Raw genomic sequence first — 19663 nt, forward strand, 5'->3', positions numbered from 1 at the left:
ATGCTATAAAATGCCGAAATAAATTCAGCGGAACGAGTAAAAAAAATCCTGTTAAAAAAGAACGGGGATAAATCATACCGACCTATCCCCGTCATCTAAATTAACGCTCTCAAATATATAAACAGCTAAAAAGCCGATTTATTATATTGAGCAGAAAATATTTTTATTTTTTTGCTGCGGGCTTCTTTGCTGCCGCCTTAGGTTTCTTTTCAGTAGCTACTATTTCTTCCTCAACCACAACTTTTTTCTTAGCTGGCGCTTTGGTTTTTTTTACTTCTGCAACTGTTTCTTCTGCAACCTCTTTTTTCTTAGCTGGTGCTTTAACCTTCTTTGGTGCTGCAACAATTTCTTCATCAGTAACTTCTGTTTTCTTTTTTACAGGTGCTTTAGCTTTTTTTGGTTCAGCAATAGCTTCTTCGGCTGTCACGTCTTTTTTCTTAGCTGGTGCTTTACGCTCAACGGCAGGAGCCTCAACTTTCATTTCTTCTTTGGCTTCTGCAGCTTTAGGAGCATCTACATTTTGTAAGTAGTTAACTAAAATCTGTCTTAAATAAACCTCTGGCTTTGGCATATTAATGATGTGGCCAGGTTCTTTATCTTGAGATTGTTTAATGTAAGCCGATTTAATTTTGCCCCAATCCTTCGAATAAAGTCTGATAAACATCTCTACAAATTGCTCGTCTGTATATTTTTTAGGCAACCTACCCAGCACTGCCTGAATTTTTTCTTCTTTTTTATGTAATACCGCCATCGCTTTTATTTTGGGCAAAGATAACCGATATTACAGATAATCATGTAAATAGGGAATTTAAACTTTTATAAGTCCGAAAAGAGGAGAGTTTTATTGGGGTGGAGAGTATGAAACTTATCCTGTTCATTTAAGCTTCAACTTCTTCTAAAATACCATCAGTCTTTCTGCTGGCCACTAATCTTTCGCGGTGTTGCATTCCCCAATTTCTAAGTTCGTCAATCACTTTATCTAAAGATCCACTGTATGCAGTGAGTTCGTAAGTAACAGTCACAGGAGTGGTAGCGAACACTTTACGCAGTACAAATTCGTTCAGTTCCAATTCCTTCAATTCTTTCGATAAAATTTTAGGGGTAATATCACCTAACGACTTTTGAATTTCATTAAAACGTTTCGGGCCATCCTGAAGAGTTAATATCAATGGCAACTTCCATTTTCCATTTAAAACATAAAGGGCATCTCGTACTGCATTTAAACTGGTATTACAAGTTTCCCGGGTGTGAATTTCTCTGTTAAAAGCCATGGTATAAAGTTAATAACTTTCACAAAGGATGCTGCTATCCTTTGGGAAAGTAATACCCTTTTGATATCGGTGTAGATTTTCACTTTTTTAGCGCTATATTAAAATCATTTGGTACAATTCTTTTAGCTTACTTTTTCTTCCAGCCATTTTGCATTTTTTTATAAGCTTTCTTGCTAATCTTCGATTTCTTTTTTGAGCGGGATTTGCCCTTCTTTTTACGGGCATTGATGTTATTAACCAACGAATTTTTTACGCCAAGCTTATTCTTCTTCTGACCTTTTTTCTTTGTTTTTTTGTCTTTCTTCTTTCCGCCCTTTTTCTTGCTGTCCTTTTTCTTCTTTTCCTTTGCCATTATCTTCTTATTAAATGAATATGAATAACAACATTCTACAGGATTGAAAGTTCTAAGGGCCTGACTATATTTCAATGAAATAATGCTTAAGCAAATGAGGAGATCCGCCAATAATGAAAAATTAGTCACAGATTTTCAGATTGAAAACGGATGGTACTTTATCTTTGGCGTGGCTGTTAAAAGTTGTGGTTTCTAAACCAAGTTTAGAAGCTTTTGAAGATATTTTCTTTCTGGCTATCGTACAATAAGCACACTACCCGATAATTTTTTACTACCTCCTTCAGCAATAATTTGGTAATAGTAAACGCCAACAGGTAATTGCTGACCGTTTATCAAACAATTTTATTTTGCTAACTCCATAGCTAAAATAGGGTACGGTTTACCTGCATCATCGTTTTCAAAGCGTTCCATTATAACGAAGCCCAAATGTTTATAAAAGCCTACCGCTTGTTCATTTTGCTCGTTTACATCCACCTTTGTTGCCTTCTTTTCTTCGATCGCAAATTTCATCAATTCTTTACCAATTCCTTTGCCTCTTGCACTTGGATCAATAAATAGCATTTGAATATTATCATTTGATAAACCTAAAAATCCCAGGATAACATCATGCGCTTTGAAACAAAATAGATCAACTAGATCGAAATATTTGGATAAAATCAGTTGCTTATAAGTTAGAATATCCCTCTCGCTTAAAAAATGATGTGTTGCCCTTACGGATGCTTCCCATACTTTGATCAATATTTCATAATCGTTTTGGGTTGCCTCGATGATATTAATTCTTCGCATACCAGGTAATTGATGGATTGTTAATGTAGTTATTTTCAGACGAAATCTAGATCGGAAACCACATTTCTAATAAATAGCAAGCCATTAAGCTGAACATCAGAAACGAATATCAATACATACCTCACAAATAATAAACAGATATAAACACATATACATTTTGGAAACAAACATAACGATGATGGCTTTAATATTGAACATTGATGTGGAACGAATTAAATATTTTACCATAAATGGCAAAACAAATTAAAGCAATTAAATGTCCGCACTGTGGCAGCATAGGTAAAACAGAAATCAAGGCTGATCATTTTATTTGCAGCAGTTGCAACACCGAATATTTTTTGGATAATGACGACATCAACATTAACCACAATATAAATTACAATACCCCTCAAATTAATACAGGAGGAGGTAAAAAAATCGGTCTAATCATTGGCTCGGTAGTCGCTGCATTTTTCGTTGTTGCATTGATAGTTCCATTACTTTTTGTAGGCAAAAAAAGCAAAAATGTTAACGAATATGTTCGGCCAGAATTTAATTGGTATTCTCAAGAGCAGTTGGCTTATGCTGATAAAAATGGACAGCCCATTGTTGTTGTTGTTGGCGCCCGCAGGTATTCGGGTAATGATGATGAAAATGAAACAGGTACATATATTAGTTTTTACGATTTGATATCAGATAAAGAACTTAAGACACAAAAAATAGGGACTTTTAGTATTTCGAATAGTAACAATTTTAAATTAAAACAATTTAGCAACGGCGATTTATATGCCATCGTCAATAAAACAACCATCTATAAAATCGATAAAGAAAATTATTCACCAATTGATGTAACGCAAAGCTTATTTAAAAATCATACAGCGCTGGCAAGTGGTATTGCAAACGCAGAGTTTGCATATGATAGCAACGGGGAAGCCTTTAACTTAATGAGTAACGAGGGTATAAATGTTTTCTTTTTCCCATTGATTGATAAAATTTACAACAAAGATGAAATGAGCGCCAGCCAACCTGCTTTTGAGAAAGAAGAAATAAATGAAAAGCTAAAAACACAATATAAGTTTTCGTTGCATAGTGATGATTACCCTGAAGAGAAAATACAATTGTTTAAATATACCATGAAAGATAATGAGGGCGGACCTGATTATTATGTGCATTTAAGCTGGATGAATTATAGAGGTAAAAAAATACTCAACTATTTTCTTTGGGATGTCCTCCGTTCTTACACCGATCTCACCCCAGGCAGGGTGTATTTTGATCCTAAAATTCTATTTAGTGATAACGACTATGTAGTTATCGCTACCGATAAAACCCCGGCAGATAAATCACCAACTAATATTCAATGCATTGATGCAAAAAACGGTAAGTTAATCTTTAGCTATCCAGTTCCAACTCATGAAAATTTCCTTGATGGCATTCGGTATAAAGATGGATTTGTGGTCAGAGCAGGCAATTTCCTCCTCGCTATTGGGATGGATGGAAAATTAATTAAAGAATTTAAATTAAGGTAAACCATGGGAATAATAAACTTTTTCAAAAACCAGCTATCTCAGGTAATTGAGTGGGATAATCAAAATCCAGAGATTTTAGTATACAAATTTCCATCTGGTAACGATGAACTTAAAAATGCCAGTAAATTAATTCTAGGGCCAGGGCAGGGTGCCTTGTTGGTTTACGAAGGGAAGCTAACCGATGAAATTACAGCAGAGGGCATTTATGATCTGGAAACTGATAACCATCCTTTCATTACCACGCTATTGAAATTGCGTACTGCTTTTGAAAGTGAACACAAACTGAAAATTTATTTCTACCGTACATCAGAAAATGTAAACCAGGGATGGGGTACCGTTCAAGCGATTAAATACATTGATCCCGTTTATAAGATTCCAGTTGAGCTTGGTGCAAATGGTTCGTTTTCGTTTAAGATAGCTGATGCAAAACATTTATTCAGTAATGTAATTGGCTCGTCAGATCAATACACTGTTCTTGATGCAAGGCAAATGCTCCAAAGTCGTTTTCCGCAAGGCATTGCCTCTTCACTAGCACAAGGTAGCGTATCTTATCAAAACATTGATGCGCAACTGCCACTGCTTTCGCAAAATATAAAAGATCAGATTAATAATGAGGTAAGTAACCTGGGTTTCGTTTTAACGGATTTCAAACTTAATGGGACAGTGTTTGATGAGGCCACAAAAGAACGAATTGGAAAGATTGCAGATATTACTGCCGATGCTATGGCTGCAGGAGAAGGTGGTTTAACTTATGTAGAGCTTGAAAAGTTAAGAGCCTTAAGAGATGCCGCCCGGAATGAAGGCGGTTTGGCAGGAGCAGGTTTACAGTTTGGGGTAGGTATGGAGATTGGAAAAACTTTCGATACTATACGCAACGAACAGATTGACAATTCTGCTGCCGACCCGGTTGCGAAATTGCAACAGCTAAAACTTCTTTTAGATGAGGGTATTATTACGCAACAGGAGTTTGATCAAAAGAAAACAGAATGGCTAAATAAGTTTTAAAGAAACCGTTATGAAAAAGATTATTGGAATTTTTATTGTTCTTCTTGTTATCGCCTTTGTAGGCATATTGGGTTTAAGAATTTGGAATATCGAAGTGGTGAGCCTGCAAACCGTAATAAAAAGCAGTGCTACCCTGTTAATATTAGGCATCGCAATCGTGGTGCTGATTATCAGCTATGGATTTTATTTTAAGGATAATTCAAAAGATTATGATAAGTCTGTTGGTAATCGGGCGCATCCTAAAGTTTGAAGGTTGGGAAAGAATTAGTGCTCAAAATAAAAAAGCGATTTGAATGAACAAATCGCTTTCTGTAGCCCGTAGGGGAATCGAACCCCTGTTTCCAGAATGAAAATCTGGCGTCCTCACCCCTAGACGAACGGGCCATTAAAATCAGTCTTGAATCTTTAGTTCTCAGTCTTGAGTCAATAAGACTTTGGACTTGGTACTGACGACTTCAGACTACTTAGTAGCGGGGACACGACTCGAACGTGCGACCTTCGGGTTATGAGCCCGACGAGCTACCAACTGCTCCACCCCGCATTACATTGTATTTTTACGGTATTACCAACCTCAATTTTGCAGTGTTGAAACTGATAAAAAAACCGCCATTTAATTAAGCGGTTTCGTAGCCCGTAGGGGAATCGAACCCCTGTTTCCAGAATGAAAATCTGGCGTCCTCACCCCTAGACGAACGGGCCATTAAATCAGTCTTGAGTCTTTAGTTCTCAGTCTTGAGTCAATAAGACTTCGGACTTGGTACTGACGACTTCAGACTACTTGGTAGCGGGGACACGACTCGAACGTGCGACCTTCGGGTTATGAGCCCGACGAGCTACCAACTGCTCCACCCCGCATTATATACAACTCGTTTTTTCACTTGAATTAAATCCTTAACTCTGTTTCCGAATTGGAATGCAAAGATATAATTCGTTTCTTTGTGCTGCAAATTTTTTTTTAAAAATATTTCTATGGCGCATAAAGCAGGTTTTGTTAGTATAATAGGTAAACCCAATGTTGGCAAATCTACCCTAATGAATGTGCTTGTTGGCGAGCGACTTAGCATCATAACTCCTAAAGCGCAAACCACAAGACATCGTATTTTAGGTATCGTAAATGAGGAAGATTATCAGATCGTTTTTTCTGATACTCCGGGTATTATTAAGCCAAAATACTCTTTGCAAGAGAGTATGATGAGCTTTGTGAACGGATCTTTGACCGATGCCGATGTACTTTTATTCGTTACAGACATCAACGAAACGCATGATGAAGATGATGTTTTAGAGAAAATACTAAACCGTGATATTCCTACAATCGTGTTGATTAATAAAATCGACAAAGCGTTGCAAGAGCAGGTTGATGAAAAAATTGCTTATTGGCAAGAAAAGCTAAATCCCATTTCTATTTATGCCATTTCGGCCTTACATAAACATAATGTAGATGGAATTTTAGATCATGTTTTGCAGTTATTGCCTGAACATCCGGCTTATTATGATAAGGAAGAATTGACCGACCGCTCGGAGCGTTTCTTCGTTTCGGAGATCATCCGCGAAAAGATTTTCTTGAACTACCAGAAAGAAATTCCTTACAGTACCGAGGTAATTGTTAAAAGTTTTAAGGAAGAAGAACTTAAAAACGGTAAAGGTAGCATGGTTCGGATCATGGCTGAGATTGTGGTAGAACGCGACTCACAAAAAAATATTTTAATTGGTACTGGTGGCAGCATGCTTAAAAAAGTAGGTACAGAAGCCCGTTTGGAAGTAGAGAAATTTTTGGATTCGAAAGTGTTTTTAGAGTTGTTTGTAAAAGTAATTCCTGATTGGAGAAGCAAAAAGAATTACCTAAAGAGCTTTGGTTACGATAATTAACCGTACCTTTGCAGCCCGAAATAAATCGGTTAGGAGTTGATAATCAATGGCTAATTGATATAGACTTAACAATTTTTACGTTTGTGATAGAAAATCTACAATCGTAAATTTACAATCATAAATACAAAATGAGTAATATTATCGCCATCGTAGGCAGGCCAAACGTAGGCAAAAGCACCCTTTTTAATAGATTAACTGAAAGTCGCAAGGCAATTGTAGATGATATGAGCGGCGTAACCCGCGACAGACACTACGGCGTTGGCGAGTGGACGGACAAGCAATTTACCGTAATTGATACCGGTGGTTACGTAGCCAATTCTGAAGATGTTTACGAAGCGGCCATTCGCGAGCAGGTAATGATTGCTATTGAAGAAGCAAGCATTTTAGTATTCATGGTTGATGTAACGACAGGCATTACCGATTTGGATGATGATATTGCCCAGGTTTTACGCAGAAGTAAGAAACCTGTTTTTGTTTGCGCAAACAAAGTAGATAATACTGCACTGTACAATGAAATCCATACTTTTTATGGCTTTGGTTTAGGCGAAGTGTATCCACTATCATCAATGACTGGTTCCGGTACGGGTGAGTTGTTAGACGAAATCGTTAAAAATTTCGAAGATATCCCTGAAGAAGAAAATCAACTGCCAAAAATTACCATTGCTGGTCGCCCAAATGTAGGTAAATCATCTTTGGTTAATGCTTTAATCGGGAAAGAACGCAATATTGTAACTGCAAATGCTGGTACCACCCGCGATTCGATCAAAATTCATTATAACCAATTTGGGCATGAATTTATGCTGATTGATACTGCGGGATTGCGTAAAAAAACCAAGGTTAAAGAAAACTTAGAATTTTATTCGGTAATGCGTACCATCAAAGCTTTGGAAGAGGCTGATGTAGTGGTATTGATGATTGATGCGGTAGAAGGTATCGAAAGTCAGGATATTAATATTTTCCACCTTGCTGAAAAAAATAAGAAAGGTATCGTAATCTTAATCAACAAATGGGATTTGATTGAGAAAAATACACAAACAATGAAAGCTTTCGAGGAGCAAATTCACGAGCGTATTCGTCCGTTTACCGATGTGCCTATTGTATTTACTTCGGTATTAAATAAACAACGTATTTTCAAAGCAATTGAAGCTGCTTTAGAGGTTTACAAAAACCGTGGAAAGAAAATTCCTACATCGAAATTAAATGATGTAATGTTGCCGTTGATCGAAAAGTTTCCCCCTCCGGCATTGAAAGGTAAACACATTAAAATAAAATACATTACGCAAATTAACGGTACCTCGCCAATGTTTGCATTCTTCTGTAATTTGCCTCAATATATTAAAGATCCATATAAACGTTTCATTGAGAATAAATTAAGAGAGAATTTTGATTTTTCAGGATCGCCAATTCAAATATTTTTCCGACAGAAATAAGCAGGAAAGACTGAGGTTAACAGAAGTATAACAAAGTTATGATAAGATAAGCAGGGGTCGCATTCTATAGGAAAACGGCCCCTGTTTTTTTACCATCATGGTGAAGTTAGAAACAAATCACAAAGAGATATTTTTCAAATTACTGCAAGCCAAAATCAATCTTTTTACATTTACACCATGCAAATCGAAGTAAAAAATAGCCAGCTTTTAGATATAGATACCATTTTCGACTTTTACGATATGGCCGTTGCTCATCAAAAAAAAGTATTTAACAAACACTGGCAAGGCTTTAGCAGGGAGTTGGTAGAAACGGAAATTACAGATAACCGCCAATTTAAAATTTTAGTTGATGGCGAAGTAGCTTGTGTATTTGCAGTAACCTTTAATGATCAACTCATTTGGGGCGACCGCGACCACGATTCAATTTACATTCATCGTATCGTTACGCACCCTGCTTATCGTGGTTGTTCTTTCGTAAAAGAAATTATCAAGTGGGCAAAAGGTTATGCAGCCAAAAACGATATCAAATATATTCGTATGGATACCTGGGCTGATAATGAGAAGCTTTTAGCATATTATACTGGCTGCGGTTTTGATTATGTTGGCGTAGTTACACTCGAAAAATCGGAAGGTTTGCCTAAACACTATGAGGGAATCAGTTTAAGTCTCTTCGAGATTGTCGTTTAGCAATCATTTTAATTCGATTTCCCAACTTAACATATCATCTACCTCACCAATATTTACAAAATGGTTTTTTTCCAGAATGGAATAGGAGGCTACATTACTCTTTTCAGTAGCAGCATAAATTGATTTAACCTTTGGTTGTTCTCTTGCCCATTCAATTATTCTGCCCACTGCCTCGGTCATAAAGCCTTTGCCCCTAAAATCTTCGTAAGTGCCATAGCCAATTTCAATTTCTCCATCAGCGTCGGGTTCGCCAACAAAGCAAATATCGCCAACCATTTTTTGGTCTGATTTAGAAATAATTACCCACAAGGTGTGATAGAGATAGTCTTTATCTTTATCGAAAACGTTGGGTAAAATAGTTTGCTGAAGTGCATCGTGTAACGATTTCGAAATATTTTTTTTGGTAGGTAAAAGTCCGAATTCTTTTTCAAGGGAATGATCATCGAGAATATATTTTAATAGTTGATCATGAAGCAATGGTTTTAAAATAAGCCGATCGGTTTCTATCATAGTGGAGCATTAAACAGAAGTTAATTTACGGTTTTTGTTGATTATCTTTTCGAACTAATGCTGCATTAAACCCCATCTCCCCGTAAGTTTCTAAACCTTTTGCGGGCTTCTGCACTGAACATGCTGCCGGGATAATCGGTAATCAGTTTTTGGAAATAAAGTTTAGCCTGTACAATGTCGTTCAGTTTTTTCTCGTACAAATCGCCAAGTGTAAACAGCGCATCATCAGTCCAGATACCATCTTTAAAATCTTCGCTTACTTTTTTTAGAATCTCTGCAGCTTTTTGGAATTCGTTTGATTTAATAAAGATTTTTGCCTTGGTCATCATGACTGCATCAGCAAGGCCATTTTGCGGATAAGCAATGGCTATACTATCTAGCTTATTGACTGCTTTTGCCGGTAAATTTCTAAAAATCAACATCTCTGCATCAGCGTACATTTTCAAAGCATTACTATCTGTAGGGGTTTGAATATTATCAGAAATTAATAGACTTAAATTCAAAGCATCGTTAGCGATTAATTGTGAGGTCGCAGCCTTTAATACCTGGCATTGGCCATTACTGTATTCAAAATTACCCTGATAAAAGGAAAGTTTTGCACTTCGAAAACGAGCCTCGTTTCCTATGGATTGACCTTCAAACTGTTTACTCACTTGCTCATATACCAAAAAGGCCTCCCAAGGTTGGTTGGTAAGAATGTAAACATCACCCAAATCAAGTTTCAGCTGGCCAAGATCCTGGCTACTTAATCCTGGCATTTGCAAAGCTTCTTCTAAACCTTTTTCGGCCTTCTCAGCCTGATTTAAATAATATGCATGCAGATTCGCTAATTTCTTAATCGCGAATAAAGTGTTTTTATTTTTTCCATTTTCATCTAGCAGAGTTTGATAATCTTTGGCTAATAAATTAAGGTCTGCTAAAATTGGTTTGCCAGTAGTTTGGATATTGTATTTGGTATTTAACAGTTCAATTTTGGATGGTAAATAGTATGGGTTATCCTTACCTTTAGTGAGCAGGTACTCATAAGCTTTGATAGCAGTTTCATAAGCGCTATTATCAACGAAAGTATATATCGCATTAAACAAAGTGCCGCCATCGGCCTTAGTGCGTTTATCAAAAGCAATCAGCTGGCGCAAAGCCATGTCGAACTCTTGCTGTTGAATGTAATTCCAGGTTAATAACTGGATGTAAACCTCTGCATCTGGAAATCTTTGAATCTTTTTTAAAATACCTGTCTGAAAGGTTTGATAATCGGCCTTGTCATCAAAAATTACAGGCAAGATGGCTTGCGCTTGTGGCAGTAACTGTGGGAGTGTGGCCAATGCATCTAGATATTCCTGCATGAGCATGAGTTTATCCTTTTTAAAACGGTAGATGTTTAAAAGCTCGTAAACAAAAAACTCATCATTACCCAGTATTTTCCTGCCTTGTTTAAAAGTTTGAACAGCGAAATCATAATTTTCAAATCTATAAAAGCTATTGGCCAGACTACGGATTTTAAACTCATCCTTCGGTAATTTATTAATAACCTCATTAAAAATTTTATTAGCTGCCTGAATATCGCACTTTTCTTGATAGAGCTTGCCTAATGCAACAGGATAGGCATCATTTTCTGGACTTTGGCGAATGAGCTTCTTTACAGCTTTTTCGGCAACATCGTAACGTTTTAATTTTAAAAGAGAATTGAAATAAATATCAAAATAGCCTTCATTATTTGGGCTGGCAAAAACTTTCTCTAATAAAACGACAGCTTTTTCATATTCCCCATCACGATAATATTGAATAATTAACGACGTATTATCGGCAGTAATAGGTGGATTTAGCCGTAAAACTTGCGCATTAGCACCTAATGTTAACAAGAAAAATACAAATACGATTAGTCTATTCATTATGCCAATTATAAGGTTTAAAAGTAATTAAAAAGGCTGAAAGCTAAAAACCCGATTGGTAAACATTAACTAAATGGATTTAGTTGAAAGCTAAGGCAAAGGCTTATTAATTCCAATAATAATGTTACCTGCAATTTATTTTGTCTCTATTTTTTAAATACTAAATTGAGCCCGTTGGCATCTCATTTTGATAAGTAACATTGTTGGTGTAAAGCATAGTAAACTAACAGGGTTCCTTATTTTTGTCATCCCGTGAGAAATTAATTTATGTTAAAAAGAATTATTCTATTTGTTTTAATAGCTTCAGTTTGGGGATGTAAGAATCCGCAAAAGGGGGAGACTATACCTGTAGATGATTTTTTTAAAACGTTTGATAAAGCTTATTATCACATCTCTCCGGATGGTAAAAGTTTATCGTACTTGAAACTTCAGGATAAGAAACTCGATCTCTTTGTTGAAGATCTGGCCACTGGAAATAGTGTTCAGCTGACGCATTTAACTGAAAAAACAATCAGTTTTCATTTTTGGACAAGCAATAATGAATTGATCTATTACACTGAAGATGAATCTAAAGACCGGCGTTCGGATATTTTTGTAATTAACAAAGATGGAAGCAAGCAGGTACAACTTAGTGCAAATGAAAAAACACGTCTAAAGGTTATTGAAGATCAGCTTATTGATGATAAATATATCATTGTTGCATCCAATAAAAGAGATTCTACAGTGTTTGATGTTTATCGTTTAAATGTGAGGAATGGCCAAATGGATATCGCGGCTAAAAATCCAGGGAATATTACCGAATGGATGACTGATAATAAAGGTGTCTTAAAAATTGCTATCGCCAGTGATGGTGTAAACGAAACACTTTTATATCGCGAAAATGAAAATCAGTCGTTTCAGCCGGTTTTCAGCAACAATTTTGAAACCACTTTCCGACCTGTGGCATTTTCAGAGCAAGAGCCAAATGTGCTTTATGCGATATCGAATGTGAATAGGGATAAAAATGCGCTAGTTTCTCTTGATTTGAAAACAGGTAAAGAAAAGAAAGTGCTGTTTGCAAACGACACTTTGAATGTAGTGGATGCGAGATATTCACGGGCAAAAAAGAAAATGCTGTTTGTAACCTGCGAAACCTGGAAGAAGCAAAAATACTATCTGGATAGCGATTCTAGAGATACCTACAGTAAAATTGATTTAAATTTGCCAGGCTCCGAATGGCGGATAATGGATAAAGACAAGCAGGAAAAAGTTTTTGTAATTAGAACTTTTACCGATAAAAGCCCAGGTTCGTACTACTTATACACTGCAGGTGATAATAAATTAAAAAAACTCACTGATATCAATTCTTCCATTAAAGAAGAGATGATGTGCGATATGAAGCCGATTAGTTTCAAAAGTCGCGATAGTTTAACCATTAATGGGTACCTCACGCTCCCGAAAAACAAAAAAGCAACAAATTTGCCTGTTGTGGTATTGCCGCATAATGGGCCGGGGGAAGAAATAGTTGGGGTTATAATGCTGAAGTACAGTTTTTGGCCAGTCGGGGTTATGCTGTTTTGCAGGTAAACTACAGAGGATCGACGGGTTATGGTAAATCATTTTATGCAGCTGGTTTTAAGCAGTGGAGCGATAAGATACAGGAAGATGTAAACGATGGTGTGCGTTGGCTAATCGAAAAGCAAATCGCAAATCCTAAAAAAGTGGCTATTTATGGGAATGGTTTTGGTGGTTATATTGCATTAAACTGTTTGTATAAAAATCCCGATCTTTACAGCTGCGGCGGATCAAATTCTGGAGTAATTAACTTGTTTAGTTATCTGAAAACCATTCCTCCGTTTTTAAAATCGAACCTGCAAATGTATTATGAAATTGTTGGCAATCCGGTAACCGATACAGATTATATGCGTTTTGCATCACCCGTATTCCATGCCGATCGTTTTAAAACGCCGGTTTTTATTGCGCAAAACCCTAAAGATCCACGGGTAAATGTAGCAGAAGGTGTTCAGTTTATTAAGGAATTGAAAAAGAGAAATGTGCCAGTTACCTATATTGAGAAAGAAGAAGGGCCAAACCCTGTATTACGCCAGCAAGGAAGAACTGCATTGTATAAAGCGTTGGAAGAGTTTTTAAAAACAAATCTGAGCAAGAAATAAATTATGGCCCTCGACAAAAAAAGTGGTTATCGCAAAAATTTCTCGCTTGGCGTTACCTTTATTGTTCTCATCTCGATTCTATTTATTCTATCATTATTTTTGGCTTTTAATTTCAGTAAAAAGTCTATTGAAAACGAATTTGTATCAGAAAAAGTAAACGTTTTAGAGCAAAGCATTAAAGCTTATAACGATTTTTTTCAGAACAAAATGCCTGAAATTTCATATTATAATGGCTTTTTGGATTCTGCAACTGCGGCAAAATTTGTAGATACGGTAACGATTAAATATCCATTTATCTCGAAAGTTACTTTTTATGATACTGAGGTAAAAAACGTTGCTGTGAAAGACGGGATGAACGTTGGTAATCTATCCATCGGACCGAAATCCATCTATCAATTTGGTAAAACCGTAGCACCAGATTCGGTAAAACTGTTTTCTGAATATGATACACGTTCTTTTAAAGTTGGAGATGATTTTAATGCAATGGCTTACAAGCTGGTAACCTTTGTAGACCTATTAGATACTGCAGCTGTACCCACCCAGGAAGAACTTTTCACGAATTTTTCTGTGGTAAAATCAAATAAAATCACTTACCTAAACATTCCCCGACGCGAAGATCTAAAAATCTACAAGGATATGATGCGCCATAAGCTGAACCCTTTGCCGGTTTATCAGCAGGATATGTTGGTATTTCAACTTGACCCAAATAAGATCAAGGTAATTAATACAAGACCATTGTTGTATCAAAAGATTGAAGTTGAGCCATTAACCTATGACCCAATTGATACCTCTGATGAGAATATGACTACTGAAATTGCGCTGCCGGGTGCATTTTCTGATTTCAAATTATATTTCACCTCGTCAAAATCATATATCAAAAAAGAGATATTTATTTACTTTATGCCGATTGCTTTAGTATTGCTTTTGGTGTATGGCGTATTGTTGTTGGTAGCTTTTCTAATCTATCGTAATCTCAACATCAACAGTAAAATGTTTAAGCTTCAATATGATTTTGTCAACAACCTTACCCATGAGTTTAAAACACCGGTTAGTGTAATTAAAATTGCAGGCAACAACATTAAAAGTGCAACTGCATTAAGTCAAAAAGAACAGCAACTTTATGGAAAAATTTTAGATGAAGAAGCGGATAAACTCAATGGCTTAATGAACAAGTTACTGGCTTTTACTCAAATTGAAAACAAAGCCATAAAGCTTAACCAGGAGCAGGTAAATATTGAAGACTTCATCGAAAGTACAATTGAATCGCACACGTTAAAACATCCTGATTTTAAAATTACTTATGAAGTTGTAGGGTTTAAAACCTTTATTACAGACCCGGTGTTATTAGGAAGCCTTTTCGATAATTTAGCAGAAAACGCTTATAAATATTCTAAACCTGCTCACAAGATACTTCACATTAGCGCAAAGCTAATTAAGGGTGTTTTGGTTTTTAGGTTTGCGGATAAAGGAATTGGTATTCCGGCATCTGAATTAAACAATATATTTAAAAAGTTTTTCAGGATACAGAATGAATACAACCAAATGGGAAGTGTAGGCTTAGGTTTGGCATTTTGTAAAGAACTGGTTAACTTTATGCAGGGAGAAATCTCGGTTAAGAGCAAAGTGGGGAATGGCACGGAGTTTAAAATTGTGCTGCCTTACAATAGTTCAAAGTAGAAAGTTAAAAGTAGAAATGCGATTGAGGCTATTTGAGCTTAATGCATTGAAAATTAAAATACTATAAAGTCTGAATGTTGTGATTTTGTTTGCCATGGTTAACATCTCAACCTTTGAACTTTACAACATATAAACACACAAAAATGTCTAAAGAAGTAAAAATATTAATTGTTGAGGATGATGAAAATCTTCGCTTTTTAGTCGCACATCGTTTAAAAACTGAAGGCTATAATGTTTTAGAAGCCAATGATGGCGAATCGGGTGAGCGGATGATTATAGCCGACCAGCCAGATATTGTTTTATTGGACTGGATGATGCCAGGAAAGCAAGGTGCCGAGGTTTGTGAAAGTGTTCGTAAACAAGGTTTCGAAAATCTAATCATTATGATGACGGCTAAGGCACAGGATGTTGATAAAATTGATGCTTATAACTTTGGCGCATCAGATTACATTACCAAGCCATTTAATATGGATGTTTTGGTTGCGATGCTGGAAAGCAAAGTAAAATTCATCGTAAATAAAGATACCGCAGAAATTCACCGTTTCGGTAACATGGAGCATCATCCGAATATTCATACTTTATTTAGAGATGGAAAGAAAATTGAGCTTACCATTTTAGAAAACCGGATTTTGCTTTATTTCTTGCGCAATCCTGGAAAAGTAATTAATCGCGATGAGTTGATGTTGGTGGTTTGGGGTTACAATTCTGATGTTAACACCCGAACATTGGATATGCACATTGTTCGCCTGCGTAAAAAAATTGAATTGAATCCTGATAATCCGCAATTGCTGCAAACCGTTCGCGGTGTGGGTTATCGTTTTAATGCGGGATAAGAAATGATTGGATGATTGAGTTTTGAATGAGAGAATGTTTTAGGTTATCGCACATTCTCTCATTCCATCAATTTTCTAATTCAAAATTCTCTACGCTCTTTTCAACGTAAATACCGTTATTTCTGGCAAAATTCCTACTCTTCCCGGATAGCCTAAAAATCCATAACCTACGTTAACGTAAAGCTGTTGTTTTTGCTCCTGATACAATCCGGCCCATTCTTTATATATGTATTGCACCGGGCTCCATTGGTATTCTTTTAAGCGAACGCCAAACTGCATTCCATGGGTATGGCCACTGAACATTGCATCAATTTGCGGGTATTTTTGTAGCACTTCACCCCGCCAATGCGAAGGGTCATGACTGAGCAATAATTTCACCGGCAGGTCATCAGTATTTTGAACAGCCAGTTCCATTTTACCATATTTTGGAAAACGGCCCATTCCCCAGTTTTCTATACCTAAAATGCCAATTTCTTCACCATCTACTTTTAACCTGCGGTGTTCGTTCATCAACAAATCGTAACCCATAATTTTATGGACATCAACCATATCCTTTAAGTTTTTAACTTTTGCCGGAGATGATGTTTTGCCAAAATAGTAGTCGCCATAATCATGGTTACCTAAAGAGGAATACACGCCCAATGGCGCTTTCACTTTTGCGAAAATATCCTGGTAATCTTTGACTTCATTGGTGAGGTTATTAACCAAATCTCCGGTGAAGAAAACAAAATCAGGTTTTTCGCCCATCAGCATTTCTATACCACCTTTAACCGCGGTTTTGTTATAAAAACTACCAGAATGGATATCGGAAATTTGGGCCATCGTAATTCCATCGAAAGCTTTTGGAAGATTAGGTAGAATTAGATTTACCTTTCTAACCTGATAATCGTAAGCACCCGAGATAATGCCCCAGCTTAAGGAAGTTAAAGGAACTGCTGCTGCTACTAAACCAGCTTTAACTAGAAACTCTGAACGTGAAATCGGTTCTGCTTCGCTTATTGGCTGGTCTTCTGCTGTAGGTTTTTTTCTGAAAATCTTTATGAATAACCTACGTAAATCATCGAGCACTAAAAATGGCAGCATTGCAAATTTGCAGGCTACTGTGAGAAAGAAGGCGACTAAAATGATAGCTCTTAAAGTAAGAAACAGGTTTAAATAAATTCCGGCGAAAACGCCAACAATTAAAAGAATACTATAAGACCAATATAAAATTCCAAAAACCTTTTTGGTGCGTGGTTTCCAGTTTTTAAAAACAGAAACGATTGCTTTGTAGCAATAAATATCGAATGCAATAATAAATATACAGGCAACGATGATGAAAGGAAGTCTTCCCATACTCGGGTTGTTCGATTTAAATTAAAAATTTGGGTACTCTATTGGTCTGCTAAATTAAGTATTTGCAGTCAATAAACTATTTAGAATTCTGTTAGGGTTATCTAGAAAGGATTTGTAAACCCGATAAACTTCAGTTTCCTCATAGCTCACCCTCGTTATATCTTCTTCAGCCATTTCATAAATTGCTGCATTTGGGTATGCCAGCAATATCGGAGAATGTGTGGTAATGATAAATTGGGCATTTTGATTAACCAAGCTGTTAATTTTGGATAACATTGCAATTTGCTTAGTTGCAGAAAGTGCCGATTCTGGCTCATCCAGAATATAAACACCATTTCCGTTAAATCGATTCATAAACAGTGACCAAAATGACTGCCCATGAGATTGCCTATGCAACGAAAGCCCACCGTAGGAGTCAATGATTTTTGGTCCTCCAACTTCTTCATCAAGTTTGTCAATCTCGCTGGCAACATTATAAAAACTTTCACCCCTTAAGAAAAAACCATCTCTTGGTTTCTTAAAACTTTTGGCTATTGTTAAATAGTTGTGTAAATCGGAATGGGTTTCAGTACTTTTGAAATTGAAATTCTTACTTCCTCCTTCAGCATTAAAGCCAAGATTAACGGCGATTGCCTCAGTTAATGTCGATTTGCCAACTCCATTTTCACCAGTTAGAAACGTTACTTTTGGATGAAAAACCAATTCTTCAAAAGATTTTAAACAAGGAATATTAAACGGATATCTTTCTGGAAGATTTTGCCGATTTAGCCTCAGCGATAGAAGATATCCGTTAAATTCCATTTAATTTATTCTAGAATTTATTAAGTCTTTCATTAATTACTACCTAAAATCGTCTTCATCTTCTTCCTCGTCAAACTCGGCATTAAATAAACTGCCAAACATATCTGAGAATCCAAAACCTCCGTTCAAATAGTTTTTGCTCAATTGAGAATATTCTGCGAGACCGTGCAACACAAATTCCATCAAAAGAAGGGTTTGGTTTTCACTTAATTTAGGATGAAATTTCTTAACCGTATCATATAAACTTGGAACCAGCATCAATGCCTTTTTGTATTGTGCATTGGTCAAGGTATCGGTAACATCGATATTATTTCCTTCAGTAAACCACTCGGTAATTTCAGTATATGGATTAGCCGTTTTAGTTTTCTTTGCCTTTTCAGGATCTGGGAAATAGCGGGCAAATAAGGTTTTAACTGCCTTACCGATTAGAGTTGTTGCTACATGCGCAGGCCCTTCCAATTCACCTTCGTAAACCAATTCTATTTTACCGGTAATAGCAGGGATAATGCCAGCCAAGTCAGATAAACGAACAAAAGTGTTTTTCTCACCAGAAATTAACATCCTTCTTTCGGCTGTGCTTATTAAATTCTCATAAGCTGAAATGGTTAGTCTTGCCGATACCCCCGATTTCTGATCAATGTATTCGCTTTTACGTGCCTCGAAAGCAATTTGCTCCACTAAATCTTTAACCAACCCATCCGCTTCAATATTAGCTCGTTGCTCGCTGGTGAGTTTGGCTTCTTGAAAAGTAATTTTACGGGAAATTTCGATGCTTTTCGGATAGTGGGTTAAAATCTGACTTTCAATTCTATCTTTCAACGGTGTAACAATGCTTCCCCGATTGGTGTAATCTTCTGGATTTGCCGTAAACACAAATTGGATATCCAAAGGCAAACGGAGTTTGAAACCACGAATTTGTATATCTTTTTCCTGGAGCATGTTAAACAGAGCCACCTGGATACGAGCTTGCAGATCTGGCAATTCGTTAATAACGAAAATACTGCGGTGCGCTCTTGGAATTAAACCGAAGTGAATAACACGCTCATCGTTGTAAGTCAGTTTTAAAGTGGCGGCCTTAATCGGATCAACATCACCAATTAAATCGGCAACGGTAACATCCGGCGTAGCCAATTTTTCGGTATAACGCTCGCTGCGGTGTAACCAGGCAATCTCGGTTTCATCACCTTTAGTAGCAATTTCGTTTTTCGCATACCATGAAATAGGGTTCAATGGGTCATCGAAAATTTCACTTCCAGCAACGTACGGAACATATTCATCTAATAGGTTTACCATTAAACGGGCAATACGTGTTTTAGCCTGTCCGCGTAAACCGAGAAGTAAAATATTATGACGGGAAAGAATTGCAGTTTGCAACTCCGGAATCACCGTTTCATCGTAACCGATAATTCCTTCGAATTCCGTTTTCTTATCTCTAAGTACCTTGATTAAGTTCTCTCTAAGTTCTTCTTTTACACTCCGAGATTTATAATTTGTTGCCTTTAACTGGCCTAATGTTGTGTTTTGCATATATTGGAGTAAGGATAAAGGATTAAAGTTATAATT

19 protein-coding genes and 4 tRNA genes are annotated in these 19663 nt (G+C 36.5%); 10 read left to right on the top strand and 13 right to left on the bottom strand.

All coding sequences use genetic code 11. The annotated features are described in order from the left end of the window. Nucleotides 1-163 precede the first annotated feature (163 nt). From ACZZZC_RS04255 to ACZZZC_RS04270, 4 genes are all read right to left on the bottom strand, one after another. Nucleotides 164-751 carry a hypothetical protein gene (locus ACZZZC_RS04255; RefSeq protein ID WP_463484979.1) on the bottom strand — a complete coding sequence of 196 codons (588 nt, stop codon included), beginning with the start codon at nucleotides 749-751 and terminating at the stop codon, nucleotides 164-166. Nucleotides 752-878: 127 nt separating this feature from the next. Next, nucleotides 879-1271, bottom strand: coding sequence for a winged helix-turn-helix transcriptional regulator (locus ACZZZC_RS04260; RefSeq protein WP_463484980.1), 393 nt, complete (start codon nucleotides 1269-1271; stop codon nucleotides 879-881). A 127-nt stretch (nucleotides 1272-1398) separates the two neighbouring features. Next, nucleotides 1399-1623, bottom strand: a complete 225-nt coding sequence (locus ACZZZC_RS04265) for a hypothetical protein (protein ID WP_463484981.1) — start codon at nucleotides 1621-1623, stop codon at nucleotides 1399-1401. 342 nt (nucleotides 1624-1965) lie between these two features. Beyond that, nucleotides 1966-2409, bottom strand: a complete 444-nt coding sequence (locus ACZZZC_RS04270; RefSeq protein ID WP_463484982.1) for a GNAT family N-acetyltransferase — start codon at nucleotides 2407-2409, stop codon at nucleotides 1966-1968. A 230-nt stretch (nucleotides 2410-2639) separates the two neighbouring features. Here ACZZZC_RS04270 and ACZZZC_RS04275 point away from each other — a divergent pair, with 230 nt between their 5' ends. Genes ACZZZC_RS04275 through ACZZZC_RS04285 form a run of 3 tightly spaced genes read left to right on the top strand, consistent with a single transcriptional unit; the run spans nucleotide 2640 to nucleotide 5169 of the window. Next, nucleotides 2640-3914, top strand: a complete 1275-nt coding sequence (locus tag ACZZZC_RS04275) for a hypothetical protein (RefSeq protein WP_463484983.1) — start codon at nucleotides 2640-2642, stop codon at nucleotides 3912-3914. 3 nt (nucleotides 3915-3917) lie between these two features. Further along, nucleotides 3918-4919 (top strand): SPFH domain-containing protein, encoded by a 1002-nt coding sequence (locus ACZZZC_RS04280; RefSeq protein WP_463484984.1) that lies wholly within the window; start codon nucleotides 3918-3920, stop codon nucleotides 4917-4919. Nucleotides 4920-4929: 10 nt separating this feature from the next. Beyond that, complete coding sequence (locus ACZZZC_RS04285) at nucleotides 4930-5169, top strand: hypothetical protein (protein ID WP_463484985.1); 240 nt, start codon at nucleotides 4930-4932, stop codon at nucleotides 5167-5169. Nucleotides 5170-5231: 62 nt separating this feature from the next. Here the strand turns inward: ACZZZC_RS04285 and ACZZZC_RS04290 are convergent. From ACZZZC_RS04290 to ACZZZC_RS04305, 4 genes are all read right to left on the bottom strand, one after another. Then, nucleotides 5232-5303, bottom strand: a tRNA-Glu gene (locus ACZZZC_RS04290). 84 nt (nucleotides 5304-5387) lie between these two features. After that, a tRNA-Met gene (locus tag ACZZZC_RS04295) sits at nucleotides 5388-5460 on the bottom strand. 86 nt (nucleotides 5461-5546) lie between these two features. Continuing rightward, a tRNA-Glu gene (locus ACZZZC_RS04300) sits at nucleotides 5547-5618 on the bottom strand. A gap of 80 nt (nucleotides 5619-5698) precedes the next feature. Continuing rightward, nucleotides 5699-5774 (bottom strand) — tRNA-Met (locus tag ACZZZC_RS04305). Nucleotides 5775-5888: 114 nt separating this feature from the next. On the opposite strand from ACZZZC_RS04305, the gene era reads away from it, so the two are divergent. The 3 genes from era (at nucleotide 5889) to ACZZZC_RS04320 (ending at nucleotide 8902) form a co-directional block, all read left to right on the top strand. Next, a complete protein-coding gene (gene era / locus ACZZZC_RS04310; protein ID WP_463484986.1) occupies nucleotides 5889-6785 on the top strand; it encodes a GTPase Era in 897 nt (298 codons plus the stop codon). A gap of 128 nt (nucleotides 6786-6913) precedes the next feature. Then, on the top strand, nucleotides 6914-8215 hold the full coding sequence (gene der, locus ACZZZC_RS04315) for a ribosome biogenesis GTPase Der (protein WP_463484987.1): 1302 nt from the start codon (nucleotides 6914-6916) through the stop codon (nucleotides 8213-8215). A gap of 177 nt (nucleotides 8216-8392) precedes the next feature. Continuing rightward, a complete protein-coding gene (locus ACZZZC_RS04320) occupies nucleotides 8393-8902 on the top strand; it encodes a GNAT family N-acetyltransferase (protein ID WP_463484988.1) in 510 nt (169 codons plus the stop codon). A gap of 3 nt (nucleotides 8903-8905) precedes the next feature. Here the strand turns inward: ACZZZC_RS04320 and ACZZZC_RS04325 are convergent, their stop codons facing one another. Further along, nucleotides 8906-9412, bottom strand: coding sequence for a GNAT family N-acetyltransferase (locus ACZZZC_RS04325; protein WP_463484989.1), 507 nt, complete (start codon nucleotides 9410-9412; stop codon nucleotides 8906-8908). Nucleotides 9413-9477: 65 nt separating this feature from the next. Beyond that, nucleotides 9478-11301, bottom strand: coding sequence for a tetratricopeptide repeat protein (locus ACZZZC_RS04330; RefSeq protein ID WP_463484990.1), 1824 nt, complete (start codon nucleotides 11299-11301; stop codon nucleotides 9478-9480). 267 nt (nucleotides 11302-11568) lie between these two features. On the opposite strand from ACZZZC_RS04330, the gene ACZZZC_RS04335 reads away from it, so the two are divergent. The 4 genes from ACZZZC_RS04335 (at nucleotide 11569) to ACZZZC_RS04350 (ending at nucleotide 15964) form a co-directional block, all read left to right on the top strand. Continuing rightward, nucleotides 11569-12867 (top strand): S9 family peptidase, encoded by a 1299-nt coding sequence (locus ACZZZC_RS04335; RefSeq protein ID WP_463486640.1) that lies wholly within the window; start codon nucleotides 11569-11571, stop codon nucleotides 12865-12867. Then, the gene (locus ACZZZC_RS04340) at nucleotides 12858-13454 is read left to right on the top strand and encodes an alpha/beta hydrolase family protein (protein WP_463486641.1); all 597 of its coding nucleotides are present in this window, start codon (nucleotides 12858-12860) and stop codon (nucleotides 13452-13454) included. The genes ACZZZC_RS04335 and ACZZZC_RS04340 overlap by 10 nt, the downstream gene beginning before the upstream one ends. A 3-nt stretch (nucleotides 13455-13457) precedes the next feature. Then, nucleotides 13458-15131: a sensor histidine kinase gene (locus tag ACZZZC_RS04345; RefSeq protein ID WP_463484992.1), complete on the top strand. Its 1674-nt coding sequence runs from the start codon at nucleotides 13458-13460 to the stop codon at nucleotides 15129-15131. A 143-nt stretch (nucleotides 15132-15274) separates the two neighbouring features. Then, complete coding sequence (locus tag ACZZZC_RS04350) at nucleotides 15275-15964, top strand: response regulator transcription factor (protein WP_056848356.1); 690 nt, start codon at nucleotides 15275-15277, stop codon at nucleotides 15962-15964. A 90-nt stretch (nucleotides 15965-16054) separates the two neighbouring features. Here ACZZZC_RS04350 and ACZZZC_RS04355 read toward each other — a convergent pair whose 3' ends face one another. Genes ACZZZC_RS04355 through ACZZZC_RS04365 form a run of 3 tightly spaced genes read right to left on the bottom strand, consistent with a single transcriptional unit; the run spans nucleotide 16055 to nucleotide 19627 of the window. Beyond that, nucleotides 16055-17299 (bottom strand): metallophosphoesterase, encoded by a 1245-nt coding sequence (locus ACZZZC_RS04355; RefSeq protein WP_463486642.1) that lies wholly within the window; start codon nucleotides 17297-17299, stop codon nucleotides 16055-16057. Nucleotides 17300-17353: 54 nt separating this feature from the next. Further along, nucleotides 17354-18100, bottom strand: a complete 747-nt coding sequence (locus ACZZZC_RS04360) for an AAA family ATPase (protein ID WP_463486643.1) — start codon at nucleotides 18098-18100, stop codon at nucleotides 17354-17356. A 39-nt stretch (nucleotides 18101-18139) separates the two neighbouring features. Next, the gene (locus ACZZZC_RS04365; RefSeq protein WP_463486644.1) at nucleotides 18140-19627 is read right to left on the bottom strand and encodes a magnesium chelatase; all 1488 of its coding nucleotides are present in this window, start codon (nucleotides 19625-19627) and stop codon (nucleotides 18140-18142) included. Nucleotides 19628-19663: the final 36 nt, after the last annotated feature.

The sequence above is a fragment of the Pedobacter sp. AC212 genome, from assembly GCF_979258625.1.